General features: G+C 59.9%; 18 protein-coding genes. 11 read left to right on the top strand and 7 right to left on the bottom strand.

Going from position 1 to position 21,446, the window contains the following annotated elements; translation table 11 throughout:
* Nucleotides 1-90: 90 nt before the first annotated feature.
* From M5C71_RS06705 to M5C71_RS06725, 5 genes are all read left to right on the top strand, one after another.
* Nucleotides 91-432 carry a hypothetical protein gene (locus M5C71_RS06705; RefSeq protein WP_248747513.1) on the top strand — a complete coding sequence of 114 codons (342 nt, stop codon included), beginning with the start codon at nt 91-93 and terminating at the stop codon, nt 430-432.
* Nucleotides 429-2,357, top strand: coding sequence for a hypothetical protein (locus M5C71_RS06710; RefSeq protein ID WP_248747514.1), 1,929 nt, complete (start codon nt 429-431; stop codon nt 2,355-2,357). The genes M5C71_RS06705 and M5C71_RS06710 overlap by 4 nt, the downstream gene beginning before the upstream one ends.
* Nucleotides 2,358-2,938: 581 nt before the next feature.
* The gene (locus tag M5C71_RS06715; protein ID WP_248747515.1) at nt 2,939-3,109 is read left to right on the top strand and encodes a hypothetical protein; all 171 of its coding nucleotides are present in this window, start codon (nt 2,939-2,941) and stop codon (nt 3,107-3,109) included.
* Nucleotides 3,096-3,311 (top strand): hypothetical protein, encoded by a 216-nt coding sequence (locus M5C71_RS06720; RefSeq protein WP_248747516.1) that lies wholly within the window; start codon nt 3,096-3,098, stop codon nt 3,309-3,311. Before M5C71_RS06715 ends, M5C71_RS06720 begins: the two co-directional genes overlap by 14 nt.
* Nucleotides 3,312-3,400: 89 nt before the next feature.
* Nucleotides 3,401-4,222 (top strand): hypothetical protein, encoded by an 822-nt coding sequence (locus M5C71_RS06725; protein ID WP_248747517.1) that lies wholly within the window; start codon nt 3,401-3,403, stop codon nt 4,220-4,222.
* A 135-nt stretch (nt 4,223-4,357) separates the two neighbouring features.
* Here the strand turns inward: M5C71_RS06725 and M5C71_RS06730 are convergent, their stop codons facing one another.
* The 4 genes from M5C71_RS06730 to M5C71_RS06745 form a co-directional block, all read right to left on the bottom strand.
* Nucleotides 4,358-4,801 carry a hypothetical protein gene (locus M5C71_RS06730; RefSeq protein WP_248747518.1) on the bottom strand — a complete coding sequence of 148 codons (444 nt, stop codon included), beginning with the start codon at nt 4,799-4,801 and terminating at the stop codon, nt 4,358-4,360.
* A gap of 450 nt (nt 4,802-5,251) precedes the next feature.
* Nucleotides 5,252-6,007 (bottom strand): hypothetical protein, encoded by a 756-nt coding sequence (locus tag M5C71_RS06735; RefSeq protein WP_248747519.1) that lies wholly within the window; start codon nt 6,005-6,007, stop codon nt 5,252-5,254.
* The gene (locus M5C71_RS06740; protein ID WP_248747520.1) at nt 6,007-8,265 is read right to left on the bottom strand and encodes a hypothetical protein; all 2,259 of its coding nucleotides are present in this window, start codon (nt 8,263-8,265) and stop codon (nt 6,007-6,009) included. Before M5C71_RS06740 ends, M5C71_RS06735 begins: the two co-directional genes overlap by 1 nt.
* A gap of 36 nt (nt 8,266-8,301) precedes the next feature.
* The gene (locus M5C71_RS06745; RefSeq protein ID WP_248747521.1) at nt 8,302-9,372 is read right to left on the bottom strand and encodes a hypothetical protein; all 1,071 of its coding nucleotides are present in this window, start codon (nt 9,370-9,372) and stop codon (nt 8,302-8,304) included.
* Between the two features lie 976 nt (nt 9,373-10,348).
* Here M5C71_RS06745 and M5C71_RS06750 point away from each other — a divergent pair.
* A complete protein-coding gene (locus tag M5C71_RS06750) occupies nt 10,349-11,845 on the top strand; it encodes an AlkA N-terminal domain-containing protein (protein ID WP_248767512.1) in 1,497 nt (498 codons plus the stop codon).
* On the top strand, nt 11,842-12,339 hold the full coding sequence (locus M5C71_RS06755) for a methylated-DNA--[protein]-cysteine S-methyltransferase (protein WP_177099389.1): 498 nt from the start codon (nt 11,842-11,844) through the stop codon (nt 12,337-12,339). Before M5C71_RS06750 ends, M5C71_RS06755 begins: the two co-directional genes overlap by 4 nt.
* Nucleotides 12,340-12,347: 8 nt before the next feature.
* Here the strand turns inward: M5C71_RS06755 and nadC are convergent, their stop codons facing one another.
* Nucleotides 12,348-13,196, bottom strand: coding sequence for a carboxylating nicotinate-nucleotide diphosphorylase (nadC, locus tag M5C71_RS06760; protein ID WP_248767513.1), 849 nt, complete (start codon nt 13,194-13,196; stop codon nt 12,348-12,350).
* A 370-nt stretch (nt 13,197-13,566) separates the two neighbouring features.
* Between nadC and M5C71_RS06765 the strand changes: the two genes are divergently transcribed.
* From M5C71_RS06765 to M5C71_RS06780, 4 genes are all read left to right on the top strand, one after another.
* The gene (locus tag M5C71_RS06765; RefSeq protein WP_248767514.1) at nt 13,567-15,774 is read left to right on the top strand and encodes a DUF1631 domain-containing protein; all 2,208 of its coding nucleotides are present in this window, start codon (nt 13,567-13,569) and stop codon (nt 15,772-15,774) included.
* A 129-nt stretch (nt 15,775-15,903) separates the two neighbouring features.
* Nucleotides 15,904-16,467 (top strand): 1,6-anhydro-N-acetylmuramyl-L-alanine amidase AmpD, encoded by a 564-nt coding sequence (gene ampD, locus M5C71_RS06770; protein ID WP_103494700.1) that lies wholly within the window; start codon nt 15,904-15,906, stop codon nt 16,465-16,467.
* Nucleotides 16,464-17,300, top strand: coding sequence for a regulatory signaling modulator protein AmpE (ampE, locus tag M5C71_RS06775; protein WP_103494701.1), 837 nt, complete (start codon nt 16,464-16,466; stop codon nt 17,298-17,300). The genes ampD and ampE overlap by 4 nt, the downstream gene beginning before the upstream one ends.
* Nucleotides 17,301-17,583: 283 nt before the next feature.
* Nucleotides 17,584-19,614, top strand: a complete 2,031-nt coding sequence (locus M5C71_RS06780) for a methyl-accepting chemotaxis protein (protein ID WP_103494702.1) — start codon at nt 17,584-17,586, stop codon at nt 19,612-19,614.
* 18 nt (nt 19,615-19,632) lie between these two features.
* Here the strand turns inward: M5C71_RS06780 and M5C71_RS06785 are convergent, their stop codons facing one another.
* Nucleotides 19,633-20,424: a TatD family hydrolase gene (locus M5C71_RS06785; protein ID WP_248767515.1), complete on the bottom strand. Its 792-nt coding sequence runs from the start codon at nt 20,422-20,424 to the stop codon at nt 19,633-19,635.
* 2 nt (nt 20,425-20,426) lie between these two features.
* A complete protein-coding gene (gene cra / locus M5C71_RS06790) occupies nt 20,427-21,422 on the bottom strand; it encodes a catabolite repressor/activator (protein ID WP_103494704.1) in 996 nt (331 codons plus the stop codon).
* Between the last annotated feature and the right edge of the window lie 24 nt (nt 21,423-21,446).

The raw sequence follows: 21,446 nt of genomic DNA on the forward strand, positions 1-21,446 counted from the left end.
GCAACATAGAAAGTGCATCGGGTTCGGTGGTGACACAGTGGCTTCGCCATTACGCTGGTTGCAGTCAACATGGATGAGGGGATATGGCGAATGATGACCAGCAAGAAAATTTCGCGAATTTTGGATGCAGCACATCAGCGTATGCCAGCAATCACGAAACGAGTTGGTTGGGCCGGAATTGCGCTCGGCCCTCTGCTCGGGCTGCTCCACATTGCCGCCATGCTGCTCATGCCCGGCGTATACGGGCGCCGAGCACTGGAGCAATACGATGCCGTTCAGCGAACCGGCGATCTACTGACTGCGCCGCTGGCCCAGTATCTGATCCTGCTCGGTTTCACCCTATGTTTGCTGTGGGTCGGCATGTGGGGGCTGCGCCTGCTCCTCACACTGCGCCGGCGGCTGGGTAGTCGCTGGCCGGAATGTTCGGTATGAGCGTCGCGGCAACCCCGGAGGGCTACGCAGGGTTCGGTTGGATATTTGCTCTGTGGGATGACGTGGGCATGACCATGCTCGCCGCAACTCAACCCATTTTTACTGCATTTAACAGCAGCAGCGTTGGACTGAGCGGAGCAGTCGGATTTGCCTGGCTCATAATGACTGTGCTGCGAGCATATGATGGGTTGGCTCGTAGTTTGGCGAGCGGTGCGGTCATTTTCTTTTTCGTGCTTTACGGGATGAGGCCGGCGACCGTGCAACTGCCCAGTGGGACCTCGGTTAATTTGGTGGAGATTCAGGCAACGCCCCTGAAATTGGCAATGGCAGTGCATCGTATCTATCGATCGGCGCTGGATGGGGTGCTCAGCGAGCACACTATTGCCGGATCGATTATCCCGGCTCAGGCGGCAGTCGATGACATCGTGGCCCGGGGCGCGCAGTTGTACCAGGGCACCGATCTGGCCCGACTGATCCAGGATTACAATGCCAGTTGTGCACCAGGTCGTGCGGAATTGGCGGGACCTGAGCATGCAGCGAAAGTTGAGTCCTTGCATGCGGTTGGCCTCTTGGGCGGCGGCGGGCTTGGCATTCCAGATGAGCAAATCGGACTGTTAGCCCAAATAAAGGCGGCAGGTGACGGTTTAGGAAAATACCTAAATGGCTCTGCTGAGGAGAATGGTGGGTGGCTTAACTATCTCCTGGGCGGCGGCGCTGCTCGAACCGGGCTTAACCAAGCCGTAGACATTGGTTCGATCCGATCACGCCGTGAGGCAGGAATGGCAGCTCTGGAGACTTCCGGGCCGTTTCAGGGCGGCCGTTATGCACTACCTACCCAAGCGCACTGGCAGGCTCTGTTCACCGGAAAATCAGATGCAACTCCAAGTTATCTGCCGATTACGATGATCCCTGGCCAGAAGTCGGAGGTTGTGGGGGGGGATAACACTGCAATCATGTTTCAGCCTAGCAGTTGCGTGGAGGCCTACAAAATAGCCCAGTTGGGCGCTGAACAGGCCTACCAGGCTCTAAAAGAGGCAGGCGGAACAATTGCCGGCGGTCAACGTGTTAGTGCCGAAGTGGGGGCCGTGAGCACTGCGACGGCATGGCAACGCTTTATGACGCGCTCATTGCAAAGCACTACCGGCCTTTCGAAAGAGAGCTCTGAGATTGGGGCGGGCGTTCTAGCCAGTGTTCAAATGTTCAAGGACATGTCTGGTTGGCTTGATCTGCAAACCCTGCTGCCGGGATACGTGATGTTGTCGGCCTGGTTGTTCTGGCTCGTGCTGCTTGCTGCGCCGGTGGCGTTGCTGCTTACCCCATTACGGGGGGCGCGGGTTCTGATGAGCTGGGCATCACTCCTGTTTTTCCCTGTTATTGCAATGCTTTTTGCGCATGCCCTAATCGTGGCTGTCTCGCTCGTAATGGCCTCCGTCGCTATTGGTCAGGCGGCTGCCGCGAGTGGTTGGACAGGTTCTGGTGCTGGGTTCGACGCGATACGCGGATTTATGGGCGCGATTGCGGCGATCCTGCTCGCTATCACGACCTGGATTGCATCTAGTCTGACCGGTGTTTCTCTGGGTGGCTTGGCGGGCAGTCTGACTGGCGCGATGGCTACAGCTAGTGGTGTCGGTGGATTCGCAGCACGTGCTGTGGGAACTGTTATGGCGATTAGCCGACTGGGCGCGATGAGGGGGGGAGCAGTTGGACGGGGAGGGGGTGGTTCTGGTGTCGGTGGTAGTACGATTCCGCCGCGTCCCGTCTCCCCGAGCCTTGCTGGCAGCGGTTCGCTTCCGCCAGTTCGGCCTGCGCCAAATCCCGGCGCGTCTGACAGCGTGGCGAAGATGTATTGGCCTACAACACCCAATCCGAGCGGGCGTGGCGAGGTCCGGCGTTCACGACTGGTCCCACCGCCACCGCCACGTTGAGATCTTTTCGGGCAGAAGACTCGCCGTTCAAGTGAGTTGGTGATGCACTAGGTTGGGCACACCATAGTACAGGCCCATCTATATGTTTGACCTGAGCAATAGGAATGGGCGCGTGATGCTGGGTACCGGTCTTACTGGCATCGTCAGCATCACCAGCCACCTCTGCTGGGTGGCCCACTGCCCTCACCTCATTATAACGGCTCATTTCCCATTCTCACCACTGGCGGCTCACTGCTGCTTACCTGGCTTCCTCCTCCGATCTCCCCAATAAGCCACCTAGTTATACCGAGCATTCACTACACCCCCAACCACGGGGGCACAGCGGACAATAATCGAGTCACTCTCATGCCCCTGAGAAACCCCACTGAACCAGCGGCGCGTCACTCAAATACCCCTGAGAGATAACAGCGGACCGCATTTGTGCCACCCAAATCCACTAAGGGAGTCACCGTCGTTCTCAGCGATGCCGCTGAAGTTTCGCCACTTCCAAGTTCAGGAATTGGCGATTTTTCGTGGCGCCTCGATGACACGTCCCGACCCACGGTTAACGTTTGCCTCTCGAACAAAATCTGAGGCGTGAGATGAAGCGGCTGTTGATGACGGTTTTCTTCGGTGGACTGGGGGTCTGGATCGGTTCAAATCGCTGGTTGCCGCTGCGGTGCATCGTCGCGCTGGCTGCGCTGGGCGCCGTTTTGTGGGGGTTGGGGGAGTGGCTGGAGCATCGCGGAGGATCGGACGATGATTCACGCTGACCTGGATGAGTTGATACTCGTCAGTTGCCTCTGTCCAGAGCTGGTCTGGTCGGCCTCCTCGACGCGGCCTGTGATCGTCGCGACGGATGGAGCGGTGCTGCGGCTGTACTGGATGCCAGTACCGCTGCGACTGGATCCGTTTCGCGCTGAATTGTTCGTTGGCGAGCTCAATGGCAAACAAATGGCAATGATGGCAAAATGACTTCTTTGTTTTGGCGTGCCGCTTTGGGCTATTGCTCCCCCTCACAGGACGCTAGGAAACAGGCGTCATAAATAGCAAAAAAGGATGTTATGCGTACTTTATTCAGGCTAGTGGCAACTGTTGTTTCCGGTTCACTCCTTGCTGCCTGTGGTGGTGAGGATTTTACTGGGGCTTACCGATTTAAAGACTCAACTATGAAGGGGGCCATGGTTCTCAATGTTCATAGTGATGAAGCGGAGCTCTTTGGGGATTTTGAGAAAGACGGCATCAAACCTCTGGGTAAAATGAAGGTTTCGGTAAAAGATAAGAAACTTCTTCTTGATGCCGTGAACGGCTCTACACGTCTGGTAATGAGGCGTAACGTCGATGAGCGAAGCCTTGACTGCCTTAATTGCAAGGTACTCGGCATGGAGACGGACGAGCATGTTTGGAAATATGACCCTAAAGGGCCGTATGACGTAGATCAGATGCTTAAGGAGCAAGCCCGCAAGAACGAGGAAGCGCGGAATGCCGAACGGGAAAAAATGCAGCAGAAAGCCCTGGAGCAAGGTCTACGTAATTTAGAAGCCCCGAAGCTGACGCCTTATGAGGGCGATTGGGTCTTTCAACGTACTACGAAACAAGACCCTTTGACCATAATGACCATCTGGCGCGAGAAACAGATCAGGGTCTGGTCGTTCAAGTTCGAGAATATGGATGATCGTCTGGGGTATGAGGTTCCAGGGTTCAATGTAACGGACGCCGGCTTGAAGATCGGCGATGGTTCTAAAACTCACCTGTACACTCTCAGTACCGATAAACAGATACTGATCTGCATGGACTGTAAGGGGCCGGAGCGTTGGGCCAAGGCTGATCCTAAGAAGAATCTCAGTGACCGTCATTACGCCCGTCAGATGGCTGGTAATCCGTGACACCCAGCCCCGCCCCTGGCGGGGCTTTAGGAGGGGCAGGTATGGCTTACAGCCTAATCCGCTTCACCTCACCCAGGCTGATCTCGTGCCCGATCTGATCGGCCTGGCCTGAGTCGACGACCAGCGACCGTTTAACTAACTGGCCGACACCCTCTCGCTCGCAAGCTCGGCGCGTATGTGCGCGAGATTGATCGCCCGGCACAGATCTATAGCCCTTGCCTCTACACTGGTCACATCGAGAGCTGACACGCCCGGGAGTTTGTCGCCGTCGATCCACTCCTCCTCGTCCTCGATCGTCGTGTAGCGTTCCATGTAGTCCGCGATATCGCTGACGTCCGCCTGGAAGGTCTTGGCATGGGCCAGCGCTTCGGCGTAGTGAATGAGGTTCCAGCCACACCGTTCATCAAAGCCAGCCACGCGCACGGCCAGTGGGTCGGCGATGGTCAACTGCGGGGCGTGATCGAGGATCAGCTTGCGCATCCATTCGGCCGGTTTCAGCTCTGCCTTGCTGGCTGCGGAGTTGATGCGGCGGGTTTCAAGTGCGTTAAAACGTAGCGTGGGCTTGTATTCCGTTGACATGAGCCAGTCCTTTCAGAAAATTGCCGGCGGATGCCGGCATCAATTGAGTTAGCATGCCGGCATTTGCCGGCAATGTCAACGTATGCCAGTTCTGGTCCCCTGGCGGCCCGGACGGCGACGAGAACCTCTTAATCGGCTTCGGTAGGGTGACGAAGGCGCCCCCGAAGCTTCGCACGGTAGCTTGGGCGCAGCGGCTGCGGCCGTAGTGGTCCATTCGCCACGGCCGCTTCCGACCGAGGCTGTGTAAAAACGTTTTTCAGCGCGATTGGAGCCCAGTGCTGGACTGAAAATCGCGTTTCTACGCAAAATCCAGATCAGCTGAGCAGCCGATAATCTTCAGATTTCGCATAGACGCGCAAACTTCAATTTTGACGAAGCGTTTTTACACAGCCTGGACCCAATGCAGCCGTTCAAGGCGTCTACGAAACCAATGGCGATTAATACCGCGTTTTATTCGCTACCAAACCACTCACTGTCATCACATCCGTTAAACCCGACAGTACTGTCGAACACAGCGCTCGAACCGACCAACTGGCTCGGGCTTGCCATCGTAGATAGGTACAACACCGAGTGAGTGCCAGCGGAACCCCGAGGGTAATCGATCAGATAATCCGGGCGCCCATCGCCATCCAGGTCCCCGGACCAGCGCAAGTAACCGGTCGCCACCAGACACGCGGTCATGTCGTCGAGCATCTGCCGTTGTTTCGGCTCGCGAAGTTGCAGCGGGATCTGCCGATGCTCGATATCCAGCAACGGCATCAGCGTCACCGTGCGATCGGCCAGCGGCACGCTGACCGACTTGGTCGCAAGATCTGCGACCCCATCCACAGGCCCCTCTGTGGCGGTATAGGTCAGCACCGGTCCGGGCTTGAGCCAGGGGAAACGGGAATTGCGGCGCAACCATACTTCGACGCCCGTGGTGCCTTCGGGACCCGCGTTGGCGAAGTGCAAGCGATGCAGGGTCATGTTCATGCTGTCGCGAGTGCTCGGCTCTTCGCCGCCAACCGCCACAGTCGCGGGCAGCAGTCGGCAACCGCTCGGGTCACAGTGCAACGACAGCCAGTCGTTTCCCGGCACGATTTCATCCGAGGTAGTCATATCGTTACCCACCACCATCGTCAATTGCCCGAAGGATGTGGCGTCATCCAGCGCCAGCGCGGCGTTGCACGTCAGCAGGCTGCTCAGCAGTAAAAGCGTGGGTTTCATCATATGTCTCGGGCCAACACAAATCTGTGCCCATTGGGTAGCGCCACCACCTGGTACTCGGGACCGTAGGTGTCCATATCGAGCACGGTGCGCCATGTCGAGGTCACCAGGTCAAACCATTCGAGAATGTAATGCCCGTCGTTCTTTGCGCCCTTTTCGATCAGCCACTCTTTCCTCAGCAGGTCGTCGCTCATATTGAAATAAACCCGGTACTCCTTGGCGACCGGCAGGCCGTTGCGTGCGGGGCTGGTCCAGTGCGCGCCGTCAGCTGTCGACAGGCGCATGGAGGGCGATAAACCAGCCTCGGGGCCAAGTGGCTCCTGGGCAAAGCGGGCGACCCGACCGTCCGCTAGAATGAAGGTCGTGACATTCTCATAGGCATCGGGGGCCGATTCGATCCACCGCTGATTCCGCGAGTCGAATATCGCGTAAGTCATGGCGCTGTCGAAATCCCCCAGGTATTGCACCTCGTCCTTGGAATCCGGCTGATCGGAATCAGGCTTCAGCAAGGTCATGCCGACTGGTTGGATCTCACCTGCGGCAAAGACCACTCGCCCATCATCAAGCTGGCGAATCTGCATGGGGTTTTTCTCGGTCGGTTTGCGCAAGTGCCGGAAAGCAGGCCACGCCGTGCGCTTCAGCGTCGCTGGAGCCTGGCTGGTGTCCAGACTGACTTCATGAATCTCGCCCGCCTCGTTGACCTCCAGCAGATTGCCATTGGCCAGGCTGGTGACGGCGCTGATATACGATGGTGGCGTTCCGACTACCCGTTGCCATTGCGCGGGGCCGATCGCGTTGTCTGGCGGTAGCCACTCCATGGCCGGTTCCGTCGGCGGCGCACGGCCATTATCCCGCTCGCCGCCATACACCAGTACGCCACCATTGAAACGCAACGCCGTCGCTCGATAGTGCGGCCCCAACATGGGCTGGACCGTGACCATGCGCCCCGACGTGTCAATGGTATCAGCGGCGTTAAGCCCGGAACCGCTGATCACCATCGCGGGCAGGGTCGCCGTCGAAGGCAGGAACGTCACGCTCTGGCGCCCCAGCGACAGGAGTTGCGGCGCCACCGCAACGACGGCCGGATGAGCCGAGGTTGACTGACGCAACGCTATCGGAGCAAGCCTCTTGGGGCCGCTGTAGGCATCGTTATCTTCGGCGCGTGACTCAACCCAACCATATAGGCGACCGGCGGCCTGAAAGGGGAAGACGTTGCACGGGCCATTGCAGGTCGCCAGCAACTGCCAGGTATCACTGGCCGGGTCATAAGAGACGATATTGCCGCTGGAGCCGCCGATCATCATCACCTGGCCGTCGCTGCCGGGCAGGTCGATGGCCGTGTGTTTTGCATTGGCGGACGGCATGGGCGCAACCGGTTCAAAGCGGTTGGTCGCCGGGTTTAGCCTCTCGGCAGTCTGCGAAGGCCCTTTCCCCCATCCCGCCTTGCGCGTGTAGCCACCCGAAACCAGCACACTGCCATCGGCCAGGGCCGTGGCGTTGAGTTCGGATCGACCTTCCAGCATCTTCGGGCCATCGCTCCATTGGCCAGTAGTCGCGTCGAACACATGGGTTTCGTCACGGCACACATTGCAGCCGCGATACTCCTCGTCACCACCCCCGAGAATCATCAGACGGTCGCCATACGCCGCCAGCCCATAGTCGTTTCGATAGGCGATTGGCAGGTCGGGTATCGACTGCACTTGCAAGGTGTTGTCTTGCAAACGGACAATCTCCGCGTGTAAATAATGATCGTTGTTTGCGCGCCAGACGTGCGCCAGCGAGGTCGCTGAAAGCACCACCGTGCGTGAACGATAAACCAGGCGGGGCCACTGCTTGTCGTCCAACCTCAACACCTTGCCATCGTTGCCAATGAAACCGAACCAGCCGGCCTTGCGTCCGCCACAGTCAATGGCCCAGAACCCGACGATCCCGGTGGCCAGTCGCGCCTGCCAATAGAGCGAATCATTTTCGTGACCATCGATGACTATCGGTCGCTGCACCAACTCGCCCGTCACCGGGTTCCAACTGTCCCAAGTCATCGGGTTGACCGGGCATTTTTCACCTGTGGAAGATTTGTAGGAGTCATGCCCAATCCACTCGAGTACACCGGCAGCATTGGGCGTGAAGCTGCCGGATTCGTTGATCGTGACGGCTGGTAAAGGCGCAAAAGGCAATGCGGGCGTAACACTCTCGACCCCGAGGGCAATGGCAGGACCGACGAAACACAGCAGCACACAAGCTGACAGCGCCCTAAACATGGGACTTCCTTATTGGGGTGAAATGGCCTGGCGAAATTAATGCAGAACGACGGGAACCGGCTCGGCCCCACCCCGGCTCCAGCCGCCGGACAGGCTGCCATCGGCAGCGACGGTCAAATCAAACTTCTCGGACGACTGGTTTTCGTGGGAGAACAACAACACGATGTGCCCCGCTCCCAGTCGCGAGAGCGTCAAGGGAATGTGTTCCTTGTAGCGGTCATAGAAATAAAATGGCCCGCCATCACCAAACACCATCAGGCTGATCGGCAACTTGCCAGCCATCGTGCCCACGTACAAGCCTTCGTGGATCCCCGACGCGGCGCGCAAACCACACTGCGTGCCATGAGCGATCAACAGGCAGTGACCATAGGGCGTCAGGTCATGATCCAGCGCGGCAAACGTTTCGCTGTGAGGTAAATCCATAAGGTCATCCAGCGCCTGGACGACATGGGGAAAGTCACAGCCTTGCAGCGCCGTCAGCTTGCCGTCGGCGAGATAAAACTCGTTGCGGCGGATCTGGCCACTCACCATTTTTGCACGACATTCCCGATAGAGACGGCGCTGGGTTTCGGAGTCTTCGTGGCCATCCTGATCACCTTCCGATAAGCGCGTGTCCGGCAGTTTCAGGAAGGCATCAATGGCCGCCAGACGCTCGCGGAGCATGCGTTTGTCGAAGCGCGCCATACCGGACGGTGTCAGCAGGTCCGCCAGCTCGATCCGGTCTCCACTCTGCAGATCAAACACCACAGGCTGACTGTGGGAGCTGGGATAGGCACCCATATACTCGCCACGCAACTCAAGCGACAAATACTGCGGGGTTTGCCCCAGCACGACGTAGCTCAGGCCGGTTGTGCCTGTCTCTGGGTCCTGGTTTTCAAAGGGCGAGGTTTTATACGCGCCGTCAGTCAAACCCAGCTGGGTATATTGCAGCCAGTTATTGATGCGTCGTGCGACCGTTGCCGGCGACCCCACGATCAGCGGCGTGGCGAAGTCCTCGGCTTTTTGCGGATCGACCGTGGACTTGAGTTGCTCCACTTTGAGGGCTGAATACCCTTGGCAAGACCAGAAAACACTTAACAGCGCAATCAGAGCGAACGCCCCACGCATGATTTACCACTCCCTGGACGTGTGCGGCGCAGTCTATCAAGTATCCCGCTGTTCGGTAGCGCACAATTGCCCTTGTTTTACAGCTATCAGGCTATAGGTGCGACTCGTATAGGCTAGCTTAGCCAGACCCCGGACGCACTCAGCTTAAAGCTCAGGAAACGCAGCCGCCACAAGTAGGTTTAGGAGCCGTGATCTGCCCGTTACATCTGATTGCTTTTGGCCGATTAGCGCCCGATCTCGTTGCCTATAAGGTCCATGCCTGTCCTTCCATAAATCCGGAGGACACATCATGCCGAGTACAGCGCCACGCTGGATGTGTTCGAAAGAGTTCTTCCCCAAGAGTTTCTGGAAAGCATCTCCGGCGAGCGTGTTCATATCAGCTTACCAGGAAGTTTGATCTGAGAATCCAAAAGCGGAAACGACAGGTGCTACTGGGCGTTTTCTGCCTTTGCTGAAAGGCAGAAATTGGCCGATTCTGTTGAAAAAGTCGGCTTCGGTTTCCATGGCAGAAAAGTACGCGTCTGAGATTGAAATCTGTGTTTTGAGCAGAGGGTTCAGGACTCAGATTTTACGTAGCAGCGTGCAAAAATGGCGTTTTCAACGCTCAATGCACGGACAGCCAGCTCAGGTCGACTTTTTCAACAGAATCGGCCGATTTCTGCCTGTCGCCACCGTCAGCTATGGGCAGCTCCCTGCCGATCATGATTACTAAGCGTGCTGGTCAAATCCGATGCAATCAGTGGTCAGATCGAATGCAAATGCCTGGACTAATCTGAGGTGCCACAGCGGTTAAGAGCTGACGGCAGACCTTGGTTTTTGCTGAGTCCCTAAATGAGTACCTATATTGTTTTTGTATCAGCAAAAGCTGACGTGTTTACTGAACTTTTTCAGATTGGTTCGATTCCTATCTCCGCACCACATCATTGACGTCCGAAAATGGCGAGAACAGCCCCATCACCGGTGCTAGTCTCTGCCCATGAACACGACCATTGCTTCCTCATTTCCCTCGGCCGATATCTGCGAAAAGGCCCGCCTGAGCCGCGATGCGCGCTTCGACGGGGTCTTTTTCACGGCGGTCCTCAGTACCCGGATCTACTGCCGTCCCGTCTGCCCGGCGCGTCCGCCCAAGGTCGAGAATGTGCAGTACTACCCCAGTGCCGCCGCCGCCGAGGCCTTGGGCTTCCGCCCCTGCCTGCGTTGCCGCCCAGAACTGGCGCCGGGCAACACTATCTGGCTGCATGGCGAACATCTGGTCGGCCGCGGGCTGAAGCTGATTCACGAAGGTTTTCTCGCCGAACAGTCCCTCGACGACCTGGCTGCCCGACTCGATGTCGGCGCCCGACAGCTGCGGCGCCTGTTCGTCAAACACCTTGGCGCTCCACCTATCGCGGTCCATGCCACCCAGCGTCTGTTGTTCGCCAAGCAACTGCTGACCGAAACCGCGCTGCCGATCACCGAAGTGGCGCTGGCTTCGGGCTTCCAGAGTCTGCGTCGCTTCAACTCGGCCTTTGCCGAAGCCAACCATGCACCGCCCCGGGATTTTCGCCGCAAGCCCTTGGCCAATGCCAACAGCGCGTTGGTCCTGCGCCTGGGCTATCGACCTCCCTACGATTTCAAGGCTGTATTGGCGTTCCTCGCCAGTCGTGCCTTGCCGGGTATCGAAGTGGTCGACGAGCAAGGCTATCGGCGAGTCTTCGGCAGCCACGAATCGCCCAGTTGGCTGCAGATCAGCGCCTGGCCCGATGGCGGTCATGCCTTGAAGCTCGAACTGTTCAATGTCCCGCCCGGGCAGATGCTACCGGTGGTCACACGGATTCGCCGGATGTTCGACCTGGACGCCGACCCCCAGGCTATCGCCGCTACCCTGGGCGCGAGCCCGGTGCTGGCGCCACTGGTTGAGCGCTATCCTGGGCAGCGGCTGCCAGGCGGCTGGGATGGTTTCGAGATTTCGGTGCGGGCAGTGTTGGGGCAGCAGGTCAGCGTGGCGGCGGCACGTACCCTGGCATCGCGACTGGTGACCCGCTTCGGCACTGTCATTGAGGCGCCGCCGGCACCGGGCCTGGATCGCTTGTTTCCGTCTCCAGAACAGATGGTCGACGCGGACCTGGGCTCAATCGGCGTGATCAGGACACGCACCGCCACCATTCAAGGCATCGCCCAGGCTTTACTCGATGGTCGGGTGAGTTTTCGTACAGAACAACGCCTCAATGACTTCGTCAAAAGCTGGATCGCCTTACCTGGTATTGGTGAATGGACCGCGCACTACATCGCCATGCGCGCGCTCAATCATCCCGATGCCTTTCCGGCGGCGGACCTGATCCTGCGTCGCGAAGTGGTCAGGGATATTCCGCCCTTGAGTACCAAGGCATTGGAACTGCTCGCCGAAGACTGGCGGCCATGGCGCGCCTATACGGTGATGTACCTGTGGCGCGGGGCGAGTGAGGCAGAATCGATACGCAGGAGTCAAAAATGACAGCAAGCCAGATTTACTACGACATCATCCCTTCGCCCATCGGCCCCATGATGCTGGTGGCCGACGACGACGGGCTGCGGGAGCTGCGCTTCGAGCTGGACTATCGGCCGCAGACGCCATTGGACGGCTGGCTGCATGCGCCGGAGAAACTGGCACAGGTGCGTATTCAGTTGGAGGAGTACTTTGCCGGTGAGCGCGTCGAGTTCGATCTGAAGCTCAATATGCTCGGCACGGACTTCCAGAAAGACGTCTGGCAAGCCCTGGTGACCATTCCTTACGGCGTGACCACCAGCTATGGCGAAATTTCCCAGCGGATCAATCGACCCAAGGCGTCACGGGCAGTCGGGGCGGCCAATGGACGCAATCCGGTGCCGGTGATCGTGCCTTGTCATCGGGTGATCGGCAGCAACGGCAGCCTGACCGGGTTCGGTGGCGGGCTGGCGGCCAAGCAATGGTTGCTGGAGCTTGAGTCGCGGCGCTTTTCGTTGCGTTGAGCCTCTTCTCAGAGACTCAAACGCATCGACAGATCCACCGCCTTCACATCCTTGGTCATCGCACCAATGGAGATATAGTCCACGCCGGTCTCGGCAATCGGTCGCAGGGTGCTTTCATTGATCCCGCCACTGGCTTCCAGCTTCGCCTTGCCGGCATTCAGGCGCACCGCTTCGCGCATATCGTCCAGGCTCAACTCATCGAGCATGATGATATCCGCCCCCGCCGCCAGCGCTTCCTTGAGCTCGGCAAGACTTTCCACCTCGATCTCCACCGGCTTGCCCGGGGCGATCTTGTGCGCCGCGCTGATCGCCTGGGCGATCCCGCCGCACGCGGCGATATGGTTTTCCTTGATCAGGAACGCGTCGTACAAGCCAATCCGATGGTTATGACAGCCACCACAGGTAACCGCGTACTTCTGCGCCAGGCGCAAACCCGGCAAGGTCTTGCGGGTATCCAGCAACTTGACCGCGGTATCGGCGACCTGATCGGCGTAATAACGCGCATGGGTCGCGACCCCGGACAGCAGTTGGAGGAAATTCAGCGCGCAACGTTCGCCGCTGAGCAACGAACGCGCCGGGCCTTCCAGATGGAACAGCGGCTGGTTCGGCTGCACCCGTTCGCCGTCGCGTACCTGCCAATGCACGGCCACCCTTGGGTCGAGCTGGCGAAACACCGCATCGACCCAGGCCGTACCGGCGATGGTCGCCGCGTCGCGGGTAATGATGGTGGCCTTGGCCAGGCGCTCGGCAGGGATCAACTGGGCGGTGATGTCGCCACTGCCGATGTCTTCGAGCAACGCACGGCGCACGTTGGCTTCGATTTCGGCGGTCAGGTCGGCGAGGCGTAGATTCGGCATAACGGACTCCACAAACAAAGTATCTTGATTATAGGGGCAGGGCGCCGCCCAACCCAAGGCGCGTGGCCGGGACTGGCCGCCCGGACCTTGCCTTTGGTCGCTTGCCGTGAGCGTTTTGCCCGATCGGCGGTCTATTTTCATATCGATCTGAAAAGGAATTGCCGAGAACTAGTAAAAGTGACATCTTTTACAAGATAATCTGCCTTGTAATTGACGTCATAGCTTTGACGTCCCTGTGATTCCCCGATTATCGATAGCCGGTGAGCGCCTGAGGTGTTCGCCGAGAAGCGGTCGTGAGGCATGATGCCCACTCCCCGCAGACACCGATCTTTCACCCGAACTGACAGAACCGCTGCGGCAGGAGGCTTTGATGCACAATGACGGGAAGGTCGTGCCTTTGCACAAGGCCGCCGACGATCAAGCGACGCCGTCGCCGCTTGCCCGTTTGCCCGTGGTTCTGGTCCAGGTCCGGGACAAGGCGGCCTTGCAGCTCAAGCAAGGCTTGCAGGTGCTCTTCGATAATGCCGACGACACCCTGTTCGAAATGGCCGACAAGGCCCAGAACAACGTCGACCAGAACACTTTTTTCGAAGCCATGCGCGACCTGCGCCTCAAGCGCAAGAGTATCGAGCGTGGTTTTCTTGAGCGCTTTTTCGAAGCCTTTGACCGCCTTGGCCAGTACGATATCAGTGAGCCGACACTGTCTTCGGTGGTGTCCTACGAAGCCCTGGCGCTGGTGCCCAATGATGAGCTCGAACGCACCGTGGCCCTCGATGCCATGGTCGCCAAGGTCCTCAGCCGCGACAGTTTTGCCCTGGGGCAACTCAGCACCCGCTTCAATGCCTTGATTACCCGACGTGTCGATGACGCGAGCAACCCCATGGGCCCGGCGATGCTCTGTGAGTATTTCCTCGAGGCCGGGCGCAATCTCGGGGTGGAGATCAAGGTCAAGCTGATCATTCTCAAGCTGTTTGAAAAGTATGTTCTCAGCGACGCCGACCAGTTGTATGCCGAAGCCAATCAGCTGCTGATCGCCACCGGTGTGTTGCCGGAGCTCAAGGCCGCCCCGGCACGACGCGCCAGCGATCGCGCGGCGGCCAGTACCCGCGGCCATCAGGCGCCGACCGCCAGCGCCAAGCCCCTGGATGAAAGCGTGCAGGAGGTGTTCGCCGCCCTGCAGGAACTCCTGCTGCATGTGCGTGGCAGCGTGGCGCCCAAGCTTGAGGCCGGCTCCGAGGTCCAGCCGATTTCCACCAACGATCTGCTGCGCCTGCTCTCGCATCTGCAGCAATATGTGCCGGAGCCCAGCTCGGCGGAAGACTTCGATCTGCGCAACCAGCTGGAACAGCTGTTGACCCGGGTCAGCGTGAAAAGCGGCAAGTCCCGGGTGGTCGGGGGCATGGACGAAGACGTGATCAACCTGATCGCCATGCTCTTCGAATTTATCCTCGATGACCGGGTCCTGCCGGATTCGCTGAAGGCGTTGATCGGCCGCTTGCAGATCCCGATGTTGAAAGTGGCGGTGCTGGACAAGAGCTTCTTCAGTCGCGGCAGTCATCCGGCCCGCCGGCTGTTGAATGAAATCGCCTCCGCCGCCCTGGGCTGGGGTTCCCGTGACGACTATCACCGTGATGCCCTGTATGTGCGTATCGAGCAGATCGTGCAGCGGCTGTTGAATGATTTCGTTGACGATCCGGCGATCTTTGCCGAGTTGCTGGTGGAGTTCCTCGCCTTTACCAGCGACGAACGCCGCCGTAGCGAATTGCTCGAACAGCGTACCCGGGATGCCGAAGAAGGCCGGGCCAAGGCCGAGCAGGCGCGTCAGCGGGTTCAGGAAGTCTTGAACGAGCGGTTATTGGGGCGGACCTTGCCCGAAGTGGTGGTGCGTTTGCTCCAGGAGGCCTGGAGCAAGGTGTTGTTGCTGACCTGGCTCAAGCAGGGCGAAGCGTCCGCCGAATGGCAGGCCGGCTTGCAGACCCTGGACGATTTGATCTGGAGTGTCGAACCCCAGGACCCGGTGGATGCTCGGCTCAAGCTGCTGGAATTGGTGCCAGGGTTGCTCAAGTCCCTGCGCGACGGCTTGACCAGCGCCGCGTTCGATCCCTTCGCCACCAGTGAGTTTTTCAGCCAGTTGGAAGGCCTGCATGTGCAGGTACTCCAGCAGCTTGCCAGGAAGAATGCCGAACCCGTGGCGAGCGCCCAGGCCCCGGCGATGGTCGAGGTGGTGGAGGAGATTGTCCTCAGTGCCCCCCACGAGCCCCAGGTCGAAGACGTGGCCTTCGAGTTGCCGGCCGATGACGCCGCGCTGCTCTGGATCCGGCAATTGCGCGTCGGCCAGTGGGTGGAAATCCGCGAGGACGAGGAGAACAGCCTGCGCTGCAAGCTGACGGCGATTATCGAGCCGGGCGGCAAGTACATCTTCGTCAATCGTACCGGCATGAAAGTGCTGGAGCGAACGGCCCAGGCCCTGGCCGTGGAGTTTCGCCGTGGCGCGGTCCGCCTGCTCGACGACGCCTTGTTGTTCGACCGGGCGCTGGCCTCGGTCATCGGCAATCTGCGGCGGATGAAGAAGCGCTGAGTGCGCCTCGCTTGTCCTGGCGTCGGGCATTGCTCAAGAAAATTTCTTCGATAAGCGCGGATTGCTGACCCATCCACGTGCCTATCGCGGCATACTGAGCCTGTCGTGTTTGTCTTCGAAGGAATCGGTATGCAGTTGGATCCCGCCAGCGGTTGGTGCCAGGACGTGCGTCACTGTCCTTCGCCCAACTTCAACCAGCGTCCAGCCGAAGAAATCTCCCTGCTGGTGATCCACAACATCAGCCTGCCACCGGGGCAGTTCGCCACGGGCAAGGTGCAGGAGTTCTTCCAGAATCGCCTGGATGTCACGGAACACGCCTACTTTGAAGGCATCGCCGACCTGCGCGTGTCTGCGCATTTTCTGATTGAGCGTGACGGTATAGTCACTCAGTTTGTCTCTTGTCTGGAGCGCGCCTGGCATGCCGGCGTCTCGTCTTTCGAGGGGCGGGAAACCTGTAACGATTTTTCCCTGGGTATCGAGTTGGAGGGCACCGATGAGCTGCCTTTCACCGAGGCGCAGTACGCTGCGTTGATTGCTTTGACCCGTCAGCTACGGGCCGCTTACCCGGCCATTACCCCGCAACGGATTTGCGGCCATAGCGATATCGCCCCGGGCCGCAAGACCGATCCGGGACCAGCGTTTGACTGGGCGCGCTTTCGTGCCGCCGTGCTGGAAAAAGGAGAGTCACAATGAGTTTTCTGGTGTTGCTGCTGGCGGTCTGGATCGAAAAGTTCTCGGCCTTGCGCCAACGGGTCCAACGTGACGGCGCCTGGCTGCGGGAGCTGGCCCGGCTGGAAGCCGCTCCGCGAACCGCCGGGCACCCCTGGCTGGTACTGATCCTGCTGGTGCTGTTGCCGGTGGTCGTGCTCGGTCTGCTGTTGATGGCGCTGCAACCGCTGGCCTATGGTTTGTTGGCCTTGCCGGTGCATTTGCTGGTGGTGATTTACAGCCTCGGCCGTGGGGATCTGCTGGCGGCCCTCGGGCCGTTTCGCGATGCCTGGCGGCGCGGTGATGTGCAGGCGGCGGTGCATGTGGCCAAGCGTGACCTGGATGTGTGCGCCGACAGCGATGAACAGTTGCTGGAGCAGGTCCAGGGCTACCTGTTGTGGCAGGCCTACCAGAGTTTCTTTGTGGTGATTTTCTGGTATTTCCTCCTGGGTCCGGTGGCGGCGCTGAGTTATCGGCTGCTGGCGCTGGCGGCGGAACGTGGCCAGGACCCGGCGCTGGTGGAGCGTGCGACCTTGCTGCGGCACGCCTTCGACTGGTTGCCGGTGCGCTTGCTGGCGGCCAGCCTGGCGCTGGTGGGCAACTTCGTCGGGGTCAGCCGGGTGATGCTGCATGAGTTGCTCAACTGGGACATCACGGCGCGGCAACTGGTGGAGAAGGTGGGGCGTGTCGCCGGGGAAATCCCCGCGCCGGTGGTTGGCGCCGATGGCGTCACCAGCCTGGACAGCCTGTGGGAGCTGCTGCTACGGGCGGCGGTGCTCTGGTATGCCGGGTTTGCCCTGTGGACCGTACTGATCTGATTCGAGGGGACACGGCCCTCACAAACACAGCGGACCTGTAGGAGCCTGGCTTGCCAGCGAAGCTTTTGGCGGTCTCAAGGGCCCCTTCGCGGGCAAGCCCTGCTCCTACAGGTCTGTGGTGTTTTCAAAAGCAATGCAGTCGTCAGACCGTCAGGCAATGGCCATTAACCTTAAGTTACAAAACACCCTTTCAAATTAAGTTATACAAGCAGTAGCTGCGGATACTGGCTTTATGCCTTGCCGTGCCTGCCTCTATAAAAATAATACGAAAGGGAGCATTCCAGTGAAGCGCTTGCTATATCCCGCCGTCGCCCTGATGAACCGCTTGAGCTTCGGGAAGAAGTTCAGTTTGATCAGTGTGCTGTTCTTCGTGCCGATGCTGGTGACCAACTTCTACCTGGTGCACGATTCCTACCGCGAATTCTCCGGCACCCAGATCGAGCTGCAAAGCCTCGCCCTGCTGGGCAGCAGCCTCAGCCTGCGGCGCGACCTGGAAACCCTGAACAACCAGGTGCAGATCGACGCGGTCCTCGGTCAGTCCGGCAAGGCGGGGGACCTGGAAGGCAAGATCCACGCCCTTGAACAAAACGTGCTCGCCCGCCTGCAAGGCCTGGCACCGGTGACGATCGACCCGGAACAGACCGACGCCTTCAACGCCAAGCGCGATGAAATGATCAGCGCCTTCAAGGCCCAGCAGGCTGAAACTTCCTTGCAAAGCAAAAGCGCACTGATCGCCAAACTGTTGGCCAAGGCGCAGATTTTCAGCCAGATCATTGCCAGTCAATCGGGGCTCAGCCGTGATAACCAGAGCGATCTGCGACAGTTGAGCGAACTGGTGACCAGTGTCACGCCGCAAGTGACCCAGACCTTGGGCGAAGGCCGCTCCATGGGCGCTTATTCCCTGGGCCAGGGCTTTCTCAATTCGGCGTCGAGCACGCGCTTCGACGAGCTGTTGCAGCAGATCGAGAAGTTGCAGGCCGAATACGCCCTGAAACTCCAGGATGCCCTGGGCGGCAGTAAAAATGCCCATGCCGCCCTGGACTCTCAGGCCGCCGCCAGCAAGGCGTCGTTGAAAAAAGGCAGCGAGCTGTTCGAAGAGCAGGTGGTCATGGCCGAAACCCTCGATGCGCCCTGGCCGGCTTTCTACGATCAGGTCAGCGCCCTGATGGCGCAAACCTACCAGCTCAATGACGCGACCCTGGCCTATCTCGGCCAGGAGCTTGAACAGCGCCTGGGGCAAAATCGCCTGCATATGCTGTCACTGGTGGTCGCGCTGGCGGCGGTGTTTTTCTCCATCGTCTATCTGTATGGCGGTTTCTACGCTTCGACCCGGACCACCTTGCGGCGTCTGGGGGAAATGATGAACAAGGTCGCGGCCGGGGACATGACGGTCAATTTCGTCGCCCATAGCCGCGATGAATTGGGTGAACTGGGCGGCGTGTTCAATGGCACCGTGGCGAAGATCCATGACCTGATCGAGCGGGTCGGGCAGACCGTCAGTGAGGTCGAGCGCCAGGCCGGACAGGTCGAGTCGGTATCGGCTCGCAGTAACCTGGCGGTGGCCGGTCAGCGCAGCCAGATCGAACAGGTGGCGACGGCCATGAATCAGATGTCGGCCACCGCCCAGGAGGTGGCCCGCAGCGCGGCGGCCGCGGTGAGCAGCGCCCACAGCGTGAATGGCGAAACCCTCAGCGGCCGCGGCCTGGTCGAGTCGCAACAGAACAGCATTGTGCAGTTGGCCGGCGAGATCGATCAGTCGGTGCAGGTGATCAATCAACTGGCCACCGATAGCCAGTCCATCAGCCGGGTGCTGGAAGTGATCAAGAGCATCGCCGAGCAGACCAACCTGTTGGCCCTCAACGCAGCCATCGAGGCGGCCCGGGCCGGTGAGCAGGGGCGGGGCTTTGCGGTGGTGGCCGACGAGGTCCGGACCCTGGCCAAGCGCACCCAACAGTCGACGGGGGAAATCGAGCAGATGATCAGCCGGCTCCATGGCGGCGTGGGGGCGGCGGTGAAGGCCATGGGCATCAGCCATGGGATGGCGAACAGTACGGTCAGCCAGTCGGAAAAGGTCCAGCAGGCTTTGGAAAACATACTCGGCGCGGTGGGCATGATCGTCGACCAGAACCAGCAGATCGCGGCCGCCGTGGAACAGCAAACCGCCGTGGCCCACGATATCGACCAGAACATCGTCGAGATCAACCGCGCGGGTGAGCGTACGGCGGAGGGCGCGCATCAGACCGAAAGTGCCAGCCGCCTGCTCTCGGTACAGGTGGTGGAACTCAAGCAATTGATTGGTGCGTTCAGGGTCTGAGGCGAGGCTTGCCGGCGCTCACGCTGTTGCTGCAGGCCAATTGAACAGCGCACAGGCATTGGCCGTGCTGGCGCTCGCCAGCGTCTCCGGGTTCACACTCATCAGCCCGGCCAGCGCGGCACAAATCGCCGGCAAATGCTCGGGGCTGTTGCGCTGGCCGGCGAACATCACCGGCGCCATATCCGGTGAATCGGTCTCCAGCACCACGCTGTCCAGCGGCAGATCGGCGATGACCTTGCTCAGGCGCAAGGCCTGCGGCCAGGTGCCGGCACCGCCCAGCCCCAACTTGAATCCCAGCTTGAGGTATTCCCGGGCTTCCTCGCGACTGCCGGCAAAGGCGTGGATGATGCCGCCGCGCGCCGGGCGAAAACGCTTGAGAGTGGCAATGGTCGCCGCGTGGCTTCTGCGCACATGCAGCAGCGCGGGCAGGGCGAAGTCCACCGCCAGTTTCAGTTGGGCTTCGAACAGCGCTTGTTGGCGTTCACGATCCAACTGCGGCAAAAAATAATCCAGGCCGAACTCGCCCACCGCGCACAACTGCGGATGACCGGCACAACGCGTCAGCCAGTCGCCCAGTTCGTTGAGATCGGCCGGGCGGTGCTCATCCAGATACACCGGGTGCAAGCCGAACGCCGCGTGCAACCGCGAGTCGCTTTGCACCAGGTCCCAGACCCGCTGCCAGTTTTTCTGATAAACCCCCAACACCACCATCCGCCCCACACCCAGGGCGCGGCTGCGCTCAAGGACTTCGTCGCGATCGTTATCGAAATCGGCAAAGTCGAGATGGGTATGGGTGTCGATCAGCTCCACTTTCAGACCCCGTGGATTCGCTGCTTGAAGGTCCGGGCGATGGCCTGGACGCCGGGCTGGTAGTTCTTGTCCTCGATGGCGGCCAGGGCCAGTTCCAGGGCTTTTTCGGCGATCAGCTGATGTTGTTGGGCCATGGCGTTGACCGGCAACGGCAGGAAGTCCAGCAACTGGGTGTCGCCGAAGGTGCCCAGGCGCAGCGGCTGCGCCTGGAGCGGCTGATCATGCAGGGCATCGAACACGCCTTGCAGCAGGACATAGGAGGTGGTGATCAGGGCATCCGGCAGATGGCCCAGGCGTTTGATCAGGCCTTCCATCAACTGGCGCCCGCACTCGCGGCTGAAGGCCTCGCCATGCTCGATCAGCACCTCGCCCTTGAAGCCCTTCAAGGCTTCCTCGAATCCGGCGGCGCGCTGGCGGCTGATGCTCAACTCGGCACGGGCGCCGATCAGGGCGATATGCCGTGGCAACGGCTGCAGCAGGCTGCGGGTCAGTTGCAGGCTGGCCCGACGGTCGTCGCTGACCACCGAGCAGAAGTGTGCCGGTTCCATTTCCCGGTCGATGGCAATCACCGGTGTCCCCAGGGCCTGCAACTCGCGATAGCTGTCGTCGGCGGCGGGCAGGCAACTGGCGACGAACAGGGCATCGCAGCGCCGTGCGCGGAACAGTTGCAGCAGTTGCCGCTCGCTGTCGGGGGCGTCGTCGGAACTGGCGATCAGCAATTGATAGCCATGGGCGCGGGCGCCTTGCTCCAGCAGCTTGGCGATGCGTGCGTAACTGGGGTTTTCCAGGTCCGGCAGAATGAAACCCAGGGTCCGCGTCTTGCGACTGCGCAGCCCGGCAGCCTGGGGGTTGGGCGTGAAGCCATGTTGCTCGACCACCGCCCGCACCCGTTCCACGGTGCTGATGCTGATACGCTGCTGCGCGGCCTTGCCGTTGATCACGTAGCTGGCGGTGGTGACGGACACACCGGCCAGTTGGGCGATATCACTGAGTTTCAAGCGGGGAGTTCCTTATTTTGCTGC

Origin of the sequence: Pseudomonas sp. MWU12-2345 (assembly GCF_023242385.1) — a bacterium.
Lineage (GTDB): Bacteria > Pseudomonadota > Gammaproteobacteria > Pseudomonadales > Pseudomonadaceae > Aquipseudomonas > Aquipseudomonas gingeri_D.